This window comes from Lactobacillus kullabergensis (genome assembly GCF_003151025.1).
GTDB lineage: Bacteria > Bacillota > Bacilli > Lactobacillales > Lactobacillaceae > Lactobacillus > Lactobacillus kullabergensis.
The window spans coordinates 362501-376486 of the sequence record NZ_CP029477.1 but is presented as its reverse complement, the minus strand read 5'-3'; the positions used below and the strand labels follow the sequence as shown (position 1 = coordinate 376486).

General features: G+C 40.1%; 10 protein-coding genes, 2 tRNA genes and 2 rRNA genes (1 of these 14 running past the window's edge). 2 read left to right on the top strand and 12 right to left on the bottom strand.

What is annotated here, in order from left to right; genetic code table 11:
- Positions 1 to 79: 79 nt before the first annotated feature.
- From DKL58_RS01800 to DKL58_RS01785, 4 genes are all read right to left on the bottom strand, one after another.
- Positions 80 to 1267, bottom strand: a complete 1188-nt coding sequence (locus DKL58_RS01800) for an IS256 family transposase (protein WP_109585887.1) — start codon at positions 1265 to 1267, stop codon at positions 80 to 82.
- Between the two features lie 773 nt (positions 1268 to 2040).
- Positions 2041 to 3267 carry an AlbA family DNA-binding domain-containing protein gene (locus DKL58_RS01795; RefSeq protein WP_109585886.1) on the bottom strand — a complete coding sequence of 409 codons (1227 nt, stop codon included), beginning with the start codon at positions 3265 to 3267 and terminating at the stop codon, positions 2041 to 2043.
- A gap of 307 nt (positions 3268 to 3574) precedes the next feature.
- Positions 3575 to 3647, bottom strand: a tRNA-Thr gene (locus DKL58_RS01790).
- A 68-nt stretch (positions 3648 to 3715) separates the two neighbouring features.
- Positions 3716 to 4474, bottom strand: a complete 759-nt coding sequence (locus tag DKL58_RS01785) for an NADPH-dependent oxidoreductase (protein WP_109585885.1) — start codon at positions 4472 to 4474, stop codon at positions 3716 to 3718.
- Between the two features lie 140 nt (positions 4475 to 4614).
- Between DKL58_RS01785 and galE the strand changes: the two genes are divergently transcribed.
- A complete protein-coding gene (galE, locus tag DKL58_RS01780; protein ID WP_109585884.1) occupies positions 4615 to 5607 on the top strand; it encodes a UDP-glucose 4-epimerase GalE in 993 nt (330 codons plus the stop codon).
- 37 nt (positions 5608 to 5644) lie between these two features.
- Here the strand turns inward: galE and DKL58_RS01775 are convergent, their stop codons facing one another.
- Complete coding sequence (locus DKL58_RS01775) at positions 5645 to 6193, bottom strand: GNAT family N-acetyltransferase (RefSeq protein ID WP_109585883.1); 549 nt, start codon at positions 6191 to 6193, stop codon at positions 5645 to 5647.
- A 186-nt stretch (positions 6194 to 6379) separates the two neighbouring features.
- On the opposite strand from DKL58_RS01775, the gene DKL58_RS01770 reads away from it, so the two are divergent.
- Entirely contained in the window at positions 6380 to 7750 is a 1371-nt protein-coding gene (locus DKL58_RS01770; RefSeq protein ID WP_109585882.1) for an amino acid permease, read from the top strand.
- 118 nt (positions 7751 to 7868) lie between these two features.
- On the opposite strand, the gene DKL58_RS01765 is transcribed toward DKL58_RS01770, so the two are convergent.
- The 7 genes from DKL58_RS01765 to DKL58_RS01735 all read right to left on the bottom strand — a co-directional run.
- Positions 7869 to 8231, bottom strand: a complete 363-nt coding sequence (locus DKL58_RS01765; protein WP_109585881.1) for a DUF956 family protein — start codon at positions 8229 to 8231, stop codon at positions 7869 to 7871.
- A 6-nt stretch (positions 8232 to 8237) separates the two neighbouring features.
- The gene (locus DKL58_RS01760) at positions 8238 to 9152 is read right to left on the bottom strand and encodes a PTS system mannose/fructose/sorbose family transporter subunit IID (RefSeq protein WP_046331632.1); all 915 of its coding nucleotides are present in this window, start codon (positions 9150 to 9152) and stop codon (positions 8238 to 8240) included.
- A gap of 27 nt (positions 9153 to 9179) precedes the next feature.
- Complete coding sequence (locus DKL58_RS01755) at positions 9180 to 9989, bottom strand: PTS mannose/fructose/sorbose transporter subunit IIC (protein ID WP_046331631.1); 810 nt, start codon at positions 9987 to 9989, stop codon at positions 9180 to 9182.
- Positions 9990 to 10006: 17 nt separating this feature from the next.
- Positions 10007 to 11017 carry a PTS sugar transporter subunit IIB gene (locus DKL58_RS01750; protein ID WP_109585880.1) on the bottom strand — a complete coding sequence of 337 codons (1011 nt, stop codon included), beginning with the start codon at positions 11015 to 11017 and terminating at the stop codon, positions 10007 to 10009.
- Between the two features lie 174 nt (positions 11018 to 11191).
- Positions 11192 to 11264: transfer RNA gene (locus DKL58_RS01745), tRNA-Asn, on the bottom strand.
- A gap of 10 nt (positions 11265 to 11274) precedes the next feature.
- A 5S ribosomal RNA gene (rrf, locus tag DKL58_RS01740) occupies positions 11275 to 11391 on the bottom strand.
- 78 nt (positions 11392 to 11469) lie between these two features.
- Positions 11470 to 13986 (bottom strand): 23S ribosomal RNA (locus DKL58_RS01735); it runs 392 nt beyond the window's last position.

Genomic DNA, 13986 nt, shown 5'->3' with positions numbered 1-13986 from the left:
CTCTATACTTTTTAAAATCGTTGATCAAGGGGAGTGTCAATAATTATGTGTAAATGGAATTCTCTTCCGCTGTCTTCACTTAATCAAAGTAAGACTCGATTGTATCAAGAATGCCGCTAAAGCCACGGGCTATTCTTCTTGCAGCTGCTGCTTGGTTATAACTGAGCACCTGTTGCCCTACAAAATTATCCAATGATTCTGCTGTGGGAAATTGCTCCTTGGCTTTGGTTTTGCGTTTCAAGCGTTTATTAAAGCTTTCAATTTGATTAGTCGAATAAAGGGCAATCCTAATCTGCGGGGGAAATTTCATAAACGCCAATAGCTCAGTTTCAATCTTAGTTAATTGCTGGATGACCCGTGGGTATTGTTTGCCCCACTTAGCATAAAAGTGCTGCAGGATTGCACGTGCTTCTGGCAGGTTTGGAGCATGATGCAGCTGCTTAAAGTCATTTAAAACAGCGGCTTGATCGTGCTTTCTAACTTTATTTCTCAGATTGCGCATGACAGGCACATGGCAACGCTGAAATGAAGCCATTGGGTATACTCGTTTGACTTCAGGTGCCAAACCGATGACCCCATCGGCAATAAAGAGCTGCACCTGCTTTAAGCCCCGATCATAGAGATTACGCAGCAGCTCGTCCCAGGTAGTCATGCTTTCATTAGGCGCAATCCGGTAATCAAGCACCTCTTTGTGACCATCGGGCTTGATGCCAAGCGCAATTGAGACTGCTTCTGGTTGAACCTGATTGCGGCGCAAGTTGAGATAAGTCGCGTCTAAGAAAATACAGAAGTACTTATCCTGCAGCTTACGCTTGTGGAATTGCTCAACTGCGGCTAAGGTTGATTTGGTAATATTAGAGACCGTGGCTGGGACATAGTATTGGCCATACATAGTTTTAACTAGCTGAGATATTTCGGTAGTGGTTACTCCATGAGCATACAGCTGGATGACGGTTTCTTCGAGACGATCAGACCGGCGAGCATAAGCAGGCAAGGTCTGCTGCTTAAAGTTGCCTTGCCGATCACGGGGGATTTCCAAGTTCAAACTGCCGTATGCAGTCGCAAACTTCCGGGTATAAACGCCATTGCGGGAATCACCAGAGTTAAAGCCACAGCGCTCATAAGAATCGTAGCCTAGAAAACCAGCCAATTCCGCTTTAAGCAAGTTATTTAAGGCCTGTTCCAACTGCGCTCTAAAAACTTCTTTAACACCAGCAGCGCCAGATTGAGCTAGTGCAGACATTAATTGTTTGGTAGAATTATCCATGAGGGAATCTCTCTTTCGTTGATTTTATGTTTTACAAGACAATCATACGAGGAAGAGATTCCTTTTTTTCAATAGTCATTTACACAAGATTATTTAAACACCCACATCATTTAATATATATATTGAAAGTTGCAATCAAAATTCACATTTATCCCTTTTATTATTTGCTTATATATTTTTTAACTTGCAAAATAAATAATTATAAAATATTTGTAATTAATATATGCTTAATAATTTAAAAACAAAAAAGAAAGTCAAAATTTTTCAGACTTACTTTTTGCATATTCTTGATAGTTACATTTTTTACAACACAAGCGTCCTACCACATTACAAGTAAGCACAACTATTCTGTCTTTTTTAGTATCCAATGAAATAGGCATATTTCCCCCAGCTTTACTTATTAATGATATACCTTTAGGATAAAAACAATTTCATTCTTTTTAGTGACTAGATGTCAACGAATACCTCCTTCTTTATAATAAGAATTATAAGAACAACCAACTAATTTCCACTTTCCAAGTAAATTAGTATAATTGCCTTTCTTAATTTTAGAAAAGTTCGTATCTGTTTTGGATTTTATTATTGTGATTCTCGCATTAAAATATTCGATTAATCAAATAAATTAGGTAAAAGTACTTCTAAAATAAATAAACTTACCACAAGACATATCTTATAATTTTAATATTCAGATAGATTCTCCTATATACTTACTTTTAATTTTATGATCAAAGTAACTTTACTATTTCAGAACCTTAAAATTAGCCTCTAAAATTTTAACCAAACCAATTTATAGTATTGCCTTCATTTGTATTGTAAATTATAAAATCATTTATGTATCTTCCAAGATTTAATTCTCGGCACGCTGCAACTATTTCATTATTAGATACCTCATCTTTTTCATGAAATGCCAGAGTAACTTTTTTTTGAATTGATTCCAGTTGACTATCTGTCGGCTGTACTCCTTCCCTGATTGCTGATATATTCTTTTTCAACTTTTTATCAATTCTATTTTTTTGTTCACTATTTTTAAAAACTACTATACCTTCTAAAAGTTTTTCCTTTTGAAAATAGTCTGCCGAAGGAGAAAAATCATTTTTTTGATTTAATAAGAAATTTTCTACGTAGAAGTCAATTGAATCAGCTAGAATAAAGCGATAAATTAATGGCTTATCAAAATTTTGTTCTAATGAAAATGTTTGTGGGTAAATAGTAAGAAAGCGATATTCATCCAAAAACAATACTGTGAATCTTTTTATCAAACGATCTTTATACTGTAAATTTAGTATTTTCCAATTTACGCGTATTCTCATTTGTGATAACGAATAAGACTCTATTTTAAAACGCATATCTTCATCAATATCGTCCTTTAAATACATACAATAATTGGGATCAACTTTATATAGGAACCTTGTTTCTCCATTTTCAGAATATTGCCAATTATCTATATCTGAAAGCTTTATTTTATATTTCTCTTCAATTGTCAAATCATCGCCAAATCTTTTTTTCCATAGTTTTTCTACTAAATCGTCTCTAGCAGTTTTATCTATAGCCGTATTCGTATCATTTAGTCTGCAAAAAATTTGTCCAGGATAAATATGACTTTTGGTATGAATTTTGCTGTTCTTAGAAGGATATACCTCTTTCAAATATATTGGCACATTCTTATAATCCTTTATAACAATTACATCTACAGTATGTCCTTCAATAGTTAGTGATTCTACGATTACTCTAGGAATAGCATTATTAGCCAAGGGCAAATTATTCAAAAAGTCTGTTAACTTCTGTGTGTTTCTTCTATTTTCATCATTTTCTATACCAACCACCCTTTTATTATCATCTACACCAATTATTAAATAGCAATCTTCATGGTGAGCAGTATTAACAAAACTAAATATGTCTTTTATCAGTTCATCTTTTTTATTAGGACTATACCACTCTTTTTTAAAATCATGATACTCATCTTCATTCTCATGAATAAGTTTACTTATAATATCAAGCATATTCTTCTCCTCTGTATCACGTTTTGCCTTTATTTTATTCTCTTTTATTTTCCGCGTAAACTATTAATCAGCTTAATAACACAAATTAAAAAAGCAGACTATTACAGCCTGCACAATATACTATTTCGAATACTCTCATTCACTTAGACACACTACAAACACACTCACTTTTCATTGTGTTTACTAGTGTGTCTATTTACTTAAAATCATACTTATTTAATGTTCTTTCAAAATAAGCAAAAGCCTTTCAAATACTGTCCTAATAGGATTTCTTTGAAACGTTTTGAAATATTAAGCGATAAACTTATGCTGATTGCCAGAATCGAACTGGCGACCTTTTCTTTACGAGGGAAACGCTCTACCAACTGAGCTAAATCAGCAACATTTTACAACGTTTAAATTATACCAAAACAAAAAAAGTCGTGCAATTGAATGTACGACTTTTATTTTATTTCCAATCTAGGCAAAGTTCTTGTTTGTGCAACAATTCTGGCAACTCGTCACGATCAATTCTCTTATTGTTTAACTTGTCACCAGTTATTTGCTTGGTAAAAGAATCAATACGTCTATTAGCATCCCGCAAATCATAGTAAGTTGTAACGACTTGGTCATATTCTTTCAAGTCTGCCACTTTAAAATCACGCGGGTACTCATTTTCAAAAGTCGTAAATGCTAGTGGCAAACGCGGCTTCAATTGCGGCTCTTGATCAGGAATACCCACTTGCATCCCTAACGCTGGAAACGTCAGTTTAGGCAAATCAAGCACTTCCAACATTTTTAACGGGTGATCATTAATGGTGCCTAGAGGCACATAGCCTAGATCCATGCTTTCAACAGCATTAGCCACATTTTGCCAAGCAAGTAATGTGTCATCCATCCCCTGAAAGAAAATGTCAGTGGTATGAACACGGCCGTCATCTTTACCTAACTGGCGGCGAATTTGTTGGTTGCGGTATAAATCAACTATAAAGATAAACAAATCTCCTTCAGCACCAACATATTTTTGTCCGCACAATTCTCTGATTTTTGCCCTTTTACCTTCATCAGTAATATGAAGCATTGTAGCATTTTGCATAAACATGCTCGTTGCTGTATGTTGAAAAACGGTGTACAAAGTATTTAATTGTTCTGCACTTAGTGTTTGATCTTTAAATTTTCTGATAGAGCGATGATTAATTTGCTGGTTAATTGTGGAATTATGAATCATTTTGATACTTCTTTCTTGCTATCTTACTAAAAGTAACTTTATTGCAAAATGATTTTACTGTCAATAATTGTCTTTTAAATTAACAGACTGTGCTAAAATTTAGACAGAAGATCATTACCATATAATAATTGGAGGAATTTATGCGCGTTTTAGTTATCGGCGGTGCCGGGTATATTGGCTCAGTAGCTGTAAAGAAATTAATTGAACAAAATAATGATGTTGTTGTCCTTGACGCTTTGTACACTGGACACAGAAAGGCAGTCAACCCTAAAGCCAAGTTTTACCAAGGTGATATTGAAAACAAGTTTTTAGTCAGTCAAATATTGCGTCAAGAAAAAATTGAGGCAGTTATGCACTTTGCCGCTTATTCTTTAGTGCCTGAATCCGTGCAAAAGCCACTGAAATACTATGATAATAACGTTTCAGGTATGATCGCACTCCTGGAGGCCATGAAAGATGCCGATGTAAAATACCTCGTCTTTTCTTCCAGCGCTGCCACATACGGCATCCCTAAGAAATTGCCAATTACTGAAGATTCACCACTTAATCCGATCAGTCCTTATGGCGAAACCAAAGTAATGATGGAAAAAATTATGCACTGGGCAGATAAAGCTGATGATATCAAATCAATTGCACTGCGCTATTTCAACGTTGCTGGTGCTGCAAGTGATGGGTCAATCGGAGAAGATCATTCTCCGGAAACGCATTTAATTCCTAATATTTTAAAAAGTGCTATCAGTGGCGATGGTAAATTTACCATTTTTGGTAATGACTACGACACTAAAGATGGCACTAATGTCAGAGATTACGTTCAAATCGAAGATCTCATCGACGCGCATGTACTGGCACTAAAATACTTAGTTAAAACCAACAAATCCGATGTTTTCAACCTCGGAACTGCTCACGGTTATTCCAACTTAGAGATCTTACAGGCGGCTCGTAAAGTTACCAATATTGAAATTCCATATACTATGGGACCACGACGTGCAGGAGACCCTGACAGTTTAGTTGCCGATTCAGCTAAAGCCAGAACTATTTTAGGCTGGGAGCCACAACACGAGAGCGCTGAAGAGATGATGGCAAGTGCTTGGAAATGGCATCAAACTCATCCTCAAGGATACGAAGACAAATAACAAAATTGCTGGTAAATTTTACCAGCAATTTTTTTGATTAGTTTTTAGGGTTAAATGTGATGTATAATTCCATATCACAAAACTTGCCGTGATACTTGACTTCATCTTTAAGCCTGGCCACATGTTCAAAGTGCAGTCTTTCAGCAATGGCTCTACTAGGTTTATTATTATGATCTGCCAGTAATTTAATACTGTGTAATCCAAACTGGTTGAATGATACGTCTACTAACTTTTTAACGGCATGGGTCATAATTCCGTTACCCTGATATTTTTGTCCCAGCCAATAGCCAATTTCGCCGCTTTCATTTTTCAGCTTAATATTGTGCAGGTCAACCATTCCCGCTGGTTTGCCATTGACAAGAACAACTAGTACCAGTTTCTTATAATTAGCGGTGTCAACTCGCATTGCCTTAATAAAATCAACTTCATCTTTGACACTCGCTATCTTACCTGCCCAAGGTAAAAAATGTGCCAGCTGATCACGGTCATGGACAATAATTTCGTATAAAGCATCCGCATGACTGACTTCCGGTAATACCAAACTAATCTCCAAGTTATTAACAGTAAATTGGCCAATGGTAAACATTAAATCTTCCTCCTTAATTTATTTTTAATAAAATATATGATACTACAATTTGTCTTTAAATAAAGCCCTTTTTAACATAACAAAATTTACAATTTAGCGAAATTTTAGTTTGGTTAAAAACATACACTTATGTATAATGCTATAATTTAATAATGTAACTAATTTTTAAGTATTTGGAGTGATTTAATGAGCGAAGAAGAGGAAAATAACGGTTCTGGTTACGAACGAACCTTGACTAACGCGCATATTCAATTGATTGCCCTGGGTGGGACAATTGGTACTGGTTTATTTCTAGGCGTAGGTAATAGTATTAGACGAGCCGGTCCCAGTGTCATTTTAATTTATGTCGTTGTCGGTATTTTCTTATTTCTACTAATGCGGGCTTTAGGTGAGCTCATAGTTTCAGACTTATCCAAGCATACCTATATTGATTTTATTGAAAAGTACTTGGGTAAAAACACTGGATTTATTTCAGGTTATCTCTACTGGATCAGCTGGGTAACTCTGGGTATGGCAGAAATGACAGCCTTGGGAATATATTTTCAATACTGGTTTCCCCATTTGCCTACATGGGTACCTGGCTTAGTAACCATCGCAATTTTACTATTTATCAATTTGCTTTCTGCACGGCTATTTGGCAATCTGGAATTTAGTTTTGCCATAATTAAAATTGTGACCGTTATTGCATTCGTGATTTTAGTGGCCTATTTGTTAATAACTGGTGGAAAAACCTCTTTTGGACCCGTTACTCTTGCTAACTTATCCACACATGGCGGCTTTTTTGCTAAAGGCGGCACCGGGTTCTTTTCCGGTTTTCAGATGGTTATCTTTAGCTTTGTTGGAGTTGAACTAGTCGGATTAACTGCTGCAGAGGCGCAAAACCCCAAAGTAACAATTAGAAAGGCTATTAATGAGGTCCCACTACGAATAATTTTATTTTATGTGCTTGCTATCATCGCTATTTTAGTAGTGATTCCATGGAATAAAGTAGCAACTAACTCTAGTCCTTTTGTACAGACATTAGCTGCCACTGGCATCCGCAATGCCGGCTCAATTATCAATTTTGTGGTTATTTCTGCTGCTGTTTCCTCGACTAACAGTATTTTATACAGTGCAGGCAGATTACTATTTTCCGTAACTTTTAACGGTAAGGGAAAATTTAACCAGACATTTGGTCACCTGAGAAGACAGCTGCCACAGAATGCCTTGACTTTATCCGCTTGCCTAATGGCTTTGGCCCCCTTAGTTATTATAATTATTGGGAATGAGGCGTTTAATTTTATTTCATCTACATCTACCAGTATGTTTTTAATTATCTGGTGTCTGATGCTTTTAACCCACATTTCCTACCGCAAAAAAACGCCAGCACAAGAATTAACAGATTTTAAAATGCCTGGTTTCCCTTTTTTGGACTACATAACACTGATCTTTTTTATTTTAATGATCATATTGTTGTTAATCTTACCTGAAAACAGGATTTCTATGATTTCAGCACTGTTAATCTTTATAGTTTTGTCAACCCTGTCTAAAATTTGGCACAAGGAAAAAATGGCATAGCAATGCAAGCTTTGAAACAGAAATTGTTGGTGAATTGGGTGTTGTCGGAGAAATAAGTATTAAAACCAAGAATTAAGTAAAAAAATTCCTAGACAATTAATTTTGTCTAGGAACTTTTTTATTTATGCATTATTCTTCTTTTGATTTTTTGCCACAATCCCAGTGCCTGCCGCATTCTATTGGCAGGGACATACTTACGAATAGCGCGCAAAGTCTTTTTATTATTTCGTGTTGTAAAAATAAATTTTCCATTTGCACGGGTGCGAATTTCAAAACGAGGTATATAGCGTCCGTGAAAATAGACATCCGCCACCACATAGGTAACTTCTGACCACGGAATTTGGACGTAATCAGAGATATTACGGTCATTATAAAATTCAAATGCCTTATCTCCGACCATTACTTTACCGTATGTCGACAATGCGCGAAACCAAGTCGCATTTGCCGTTAAATCAACTTTGGTGTTTCTTGATTCAACCATTTTAGCTTAAAGCACATGCAGAACGTGCAAAACGACACCAACAATGAAGATGGCAATAATAATTACGATTGGTGAAACTTTCTTCTTTAGCAACCACATACACAGGAAAGTCAAAAGTAGTCCAGCTAAACCAGGGATTAAACTATCCAAGTTGTTTTGCAAAGTAGTAACTTTAAACTTGGTTAAAGACAAGCCATTTGCCTGATCAATTAAAGCTTGTTGAATACCTTTAGCACCGGCTGGAAGTGAGCCCCAATCAATATAGCCACCCTTTTGGACAGGCGTCTTTGAAACAATCGGAGTGAACTTAATGTTAACCCAGCGTTCAATCAGGGAGCCTAAAACAAACATACCCATCATCGAAGCTCCACGGGTTACCTTTTGCAATAGACCACCAGACATATCATTAGTAATCGCAGAACCAGCCTTGTAACCAAATTCCTGTGTGTACCACATAAAGGCCAATCTAATTACGTTCCAAATAACGAAGAACAAAATTGGTCCTAAAATGTTGCCTTGAATAGCCATTGAGGCACCTAGAGCACCAACAATAGGCCGTACAGTGTACCAGAATACAGGGTCACCGACACCGGCTAAAGGTCCCATCATTCCAACCTTAACACCTTGAATAGCTTCATCTTCAACTTTAGCTCCGTTAGCCTTATCCTCTTCCAAAGCTAAAGTAACACCGAGAATTGGCGATACTAAGTAAGGGTGAACGTTGAAGAAGACCAGGTGTCTCTGCAAAGCAGCTGCCATATCTTCTTTTTTAGGATAAAGTTTTCTCAAAGCAGGAATAAGTGAATATGCGTACCCACCGTTCTGCATTCTTTCGTAGTTCCATGAAGCTTGCAAAAATTGTGAGTGCCACATAACTTTGAAGCGGTCGGCTTTAGTTAATTTTATTTTTTTATCAGCCATTATAAAATCCTCCTCTTAAATATCACTCTAATAGTCATCTATGATATCGCCGAGTGGATCGCCGGTACCCTCATTATCAGAACTTGAACTGCCGTTATTGCCACCTTTTGACTCTAAAGCTAAGTACATGAGCGCCATCGCTAAACCGATTGCACCCAAAGCAATCAAAGTTAGATCTTTAATAGCTGCCAAAGCAAAACCGATGGCAAAGAACGGCCAAACTTCACGACTAGCCATCATGTTGATTACCATTGCGTAACCAACGGCAACAACCATGGCACCACCTATTGACATACCATCACTAAGCCATGCTGGCATTAAGCCCAGCCAGTATCTAACTTGTGAAGCAGGAATAGCTAACAGCAGTGCAGCCGGAATAGCGATTCTCAATCCCTGCAGACAAACATCAAGCCATTGCCACATATTAATTTTACGCCAATCACCTTTTTTAGCATCGGCATCCATAATGTGGACAATACCTGTAGAAATTGTCCGAACGATCATAGTCAAAAATAGTCCGGCAACGGCCAGAGGCATGGCAATACCAGTAGCCATACCAATGCCCTTTGTTCCTTGACCACTTTGAACCAAGATGATAGCGGAAGCTACTGAAGCCAAAGCAGCATCAGGAGCAACAGCAGCACCAATATTTGCCCAGCCCAAGGCGATCATTTGTAAATAGCCACCTAAGATAACACCCAAAACCAGATTACCGGTTACCAGGCCGATTAGTGTACAAGCAACCAATGGTTGGTGGAATTCCCATTGGTCCAAGATGCCTTCCATACCTGCAAGAAAGGCAACTATGACAACTAAAATCATTTGAATAGCGTTCATTTTTTACTCCTATTCTCTTACTTGTTTTGTTCATCAAGCAAACTTTGAGCTTTATTTAAAATAGCTTCCATATTGCCCTCTTTATCAGTTGGAACTTTACGCACATCATACTTGATTCCCATTTTTTCAAGTTCGTGGAAAGTATCAACATCTTCTTGATTCATGGACAATACATTGTTAGCATTGACATCGCCTACTTTATAGGACATTGAGCCAACATTGACTGTCTTAATGTCGACGCCTGCTTTGATGACTTTTAAAACATCTTCCGGATTTTCAAAAAGCAGTAAGGCATGTGTGTTACCAAAGCGCGGATCTTTAGCGATCTCTACCATCTTTTTCAACGGAACAGTATGCGCTTTGACACCAGCAGGAGCAGCTTCACGAATCATGCTTTTACGCATTTCGTCTTTTGCTACACTGTCAGAAACAACAATAACTCGGTCAGGGTGCATGGTTGGTATCCAGCCAGTTGCCACTTGTCCGTGTAGCAATCGGGAATCAATCCGAGCTAAAACAAACTTAATATGACCATCACCAACAACAGTACCTTCAGGAATAGATTTCTTACTCTCTTTATTTTCAGAATTTGATTCCTTTTTTGTTTCTGTAGAATCTTTTGGCATTAATTCTGCAGGTTTAGTTTTAATTCCATCCTTAGCTGGCTCAACAATCGCCGTTGCAATTTGATGAACGGTAATGTCAGGGTTTGTCATCCTCTGAGTTAGTGCTTCAACAACCATTGGTAAATTCATACCAGTGACAACCGCCCAATTTGGATGTTTTTCAAGCAAAGCATTTGCTTGATTAAATGGCGTACCTCCCCACAAATCAGCTATTAACAGTACTTCATCTTGATTTTCAAATGAAGCAATTGCTGTTTCCATTTTGCTTCTTATATCATCAGGCCCTTCATCGGGCTTCAAAATGACATGAGCAAAATTGTCTTGTTCGCCAAACAGCATTTGCGCAGACTGCGCAATTCCATCGGCAAATCCACCATGGCTGGCTAAAACAATTCCTACCATGAGATTTCCTCCTTTAGATAAATGTATCCGCTAATATTGTACCGTGAAACAGGCTCTGTGTCACATTTTCTAACCATTACCTAACATTTTTCTAATATATAAGGACTAACACTTTATGCTTAATAAATAGACAAAAAAAGAGAACCCGCAGGTCCTCTTTTCTCTCTTTGCTCGCTCCGGCTGTCAGACTCGAACTGACGACATCTTGATTAACAGTCAAGCGCTCTACCAACTGAGCTAAGCCGGATTGCTAAAAAGCACGGCAGCGTCCTACCCTCGCAGGCAGTCTCCCACCAACTACTCTCGGCGTGAAGAAGCTTAACTGCTGTGTTCGGCATGGTTACAGGTGTTTCCTTCTTGCTCTTGCCACCGTACTTTTTCTCTCTCTTTGAGCTTCTACGCTCAAAACTAAATATAATCCTCTTTTCAAAAACCTTGATTGCCTTCAAGCTCTGGTCAAGTCCTCGACTGATTAGTACTGGTCCGCTCCAAGCCTCGCGGCTCTTCCACTCCCAGCCTATCTACCTCTTAGTCTTTGAGGTGTCTTACTACTTGCGTATGGGAAATCTCATCTTGAGGGGGGCTTCGCACTTAGATGCTTTCAGCGCTTATCCCGGCCATACTTAGCTACCCAGCGATGCCTTTGGCAAGACAACTGGTACACCAGCGGTATGTCCATCCCGGTCCTCTCGTACTAAGGACAGCTCCTCGCAAATTTCCTACGCCCACGACGGATAGGGACCGAACTGTCTCACGACGTTCTGAACCCAGCTCGCGTGCCGCTTTAATGGGCGAACAGCCCAACCCTTGGGACCGACTTCAGCCCCAGGATGCGACGAGCCGACATCGAGGTGCCAAACCTCCCCGTCGATGTGAACTCTTGGGGGAGATAAGCCTGTTATCCCCAGGGTAGCTTTTATCCGTTGAGTGATGGCCCTTCCATGCGGTACCACCAGATCACTAAGCCCGACTTTCGTCCCTGCTCGAGTTGTCGCTCTCGCAGTCAAGCTCCCTTATACCTTTGCACTCTGTGAATGATTTCCAACCATTCTGAGGGAACCTTTGGGCGCCTCCGTTACGCTTTAGGAGGCGACCGCCCCAGTCAAACTGCCCGTCTGACACTGTCCCATGCCTCGCTTAGAGGCCCTGGTTAGAGCAGCCATCAAACAAGGGTAGTATCCCAACATTGCCTCCGATAACACTGGCGTGCTATCTTCTCCGGCTCCTACCTATCCTGTACATGTTTAACAGCTGCCCAATATCAAATTGCAGTAAAGCTCCATGGGGTCTTTCCGTCCTGTCGCGGGTAACCCGCATCTTCACGGGTATTATAATTTCACCGAGTCTCTCGTTGAGACAGTGCCCAAATCATTACACCTTTCGTGCAGGTCGGAACTTACCCGACAAGGAATTTCGCTACCTTAGGACCGTTATAGTTACGGCCGCCGTTTACTGGGGCTTCAGTTCGCTGCTTCGCTTGCGCTAACAGCTCTCCTTAACCTTCCAGCACCGGGCAGGTGTCAGCCCCTATACGTCGTCTTACGACTTGGCAGAGACCTGTGTTTTTGATAAACAGTTGTTTGGGCCTATTCACTGCGGCTGGCTGTTGCACCAGCACCCCTTCTCCCGAAGTTACGGGGCGATTTTGCCGAGTTCCTTAACGAGAGTTCTCTCGCTCACCTGAGTGTTCTCCACTCGACTACCTGTGTCGGTTTGCGGTACGGGTACGCAGCTTCTCGCTAGAAGCTTTTCTTGGCAGTGTGACGCTTGAACCTTCGCTACTTTGATTTCGCTCCTCATCACGCCTTGTGCTTTTCGGCAACAAGCATTTGACTCATTACCACACTTAACGCTTGAACATGGCTTCCAGCGCCATGCGTTCTTTGCCTCCTGCGTCCCTCCTTCGCTGTTAACGAAGCTGCGCAGTACAGGAATTTCTACCTGTTGTCCATCGACTACGCCTTTCGGCCTTGCCTTAGGTCCCGACTTACCCTGGGCGGACGAGCCTGCCCCAGGAAACCTTAGTCTTTCGGCGGACAGGATTCTCACCTGTCTTGCGCTACTCATACCGGCATTCTCACTTCTAAACGCTCCACTTATCTTCTCAGTTAAGCTTCGCCGCATTTAGAACGCTCTCCTACCACGTGCATTCCTGCACATCCACAGTTTCGGTACTATGCTTAGCCCCGGTAAATTTTCGGCGCAGCGTCACTCGACTAGTGAGCTATTACGCACTCTTTTAATGATGGCTGCTTCTGAGCCAACATCCTAGTTGTCTACGCAACTCCACATCCTTTTCCACTTAGCATAGATTTGGGGACCTTAACTGGTGATCTGGGCTGTTTCCCTTTCGACTACGGATCTTATCACTCGCAGTCTGACTCCAGTGCCTCGATCTCTGGAATTCGCAGTTTATCTGAATTCAGTAACCCCTGACGGGCCCTTCGTCCAAACAGTGCTCTACCTCCATGATCGTCCTGGCACCAGGCTAGCCCTAAAGCTATTTCGGAGAGAACCAGCTATCTCCAAGTTCGTTTGGAATTTCACCGCTACCCACAACTCATCCCCGCAATTTTTAACTTACGTGGGTTCGGTCCTCCAGTGCGCTTTACCGCACCTTCAACCTGGTCATGGGTAGGTCACTTGGTTTCGGGTCTACGTCAGCTAACTGCTCCGCCCTCTTCAGACTCGCTTTCGCTCCGGCTCCGTCTTTTCTGACTTAACCTCGCTAGCTAACGTAACTCGCCGGTTCATTCTACAAAAGGCACGCCATCACCCTTTAATGGGCTTTGACTATTTGTAGGCACACGGTTTCAGGTTCTCTTTCACTCCCCTCCCGGGGTTCTTTTCACCTTTCCCTCACGGTACTGGTTCACTATCGGTCACAATGTAGTATTTAGCCTTGCGAGATGGTCCTCGCTGCTTCAATCGGGATTCCTCGTGTCCCGACCTACTCAGGATCCTGCTCG

Bases quoted from the DNA above. Each gene is read 5' to 3' on its own strand.
- galE (WP_109585884.1), top strand. From the start codon at position 4,615: ATGCGCGTTTTAGTTATCGGCGGTGCCGGGTATATTGGCTCAGTAGCT.
- DKL58_RS01765 (WP_109585881.1), bottom strand. From the start codon at position 8,231: ATGGTTGAATCAAGAAACACCAAAGTTGATTTAACGGCAAATGCGACT.
- DKL58_RS01785 (WP_109585885.1), bottom strand. From the start codon at position 4,474: ATGATTCATAATTCCACAATTAACCAGCAAATTAATCATCGCTCTATC.
- DKL58_RS01760 (WP_046331632.1), bottom strand. From the start codon at position 9,152: ATGGCTGATAAAAAAATAAAATTAACTAAAGCCGACCGCTTCAAAGTT.
- DKL58_RS01770 (WP_109585882.1), top strand. From the start codon at position 6,380: ATGAGCGAAGAAGAGGAAAATAACGGTTCTGGTTACGAACGAACCTTG.
- DKL58_RS01775 (WP_109585883.1), bottom strand. From the start codon at position 6,193: ATGTTTACCATTGGCCAATTTACTGTTAATAACTTGGAGATTAGTTTG.
- DKL58_RS01800 (WP_109585887.1), bottom strand. From the start codon at position 1,267: ATGGATAATTCTACCAAACAATTAATGTCTGCACTAGCTCAATCTGGC.
- DKL58_RS01755 (WP_046331631.1), bottom strand. From the start codon at position 9,989: ATGAACGCTATTCAAATGATTTTAGTTGTCATAGTTGCCTTTCTTGCA.
- DKL58_RS01750 (WP_109585880.1), bottom strand. From the start codon at position 11,017: ATGGTAGGAATTGTTTTAGCCAGCCATGGTGGATTTGCCGATGGAATT.
- DKL58_RS01795 (WP_109585886.1), bottom strand. From the start codon at position 3,267: ATGCTTGATATTATAAGTAAACTTATTCATGAGAATGAAGATGAGTAT.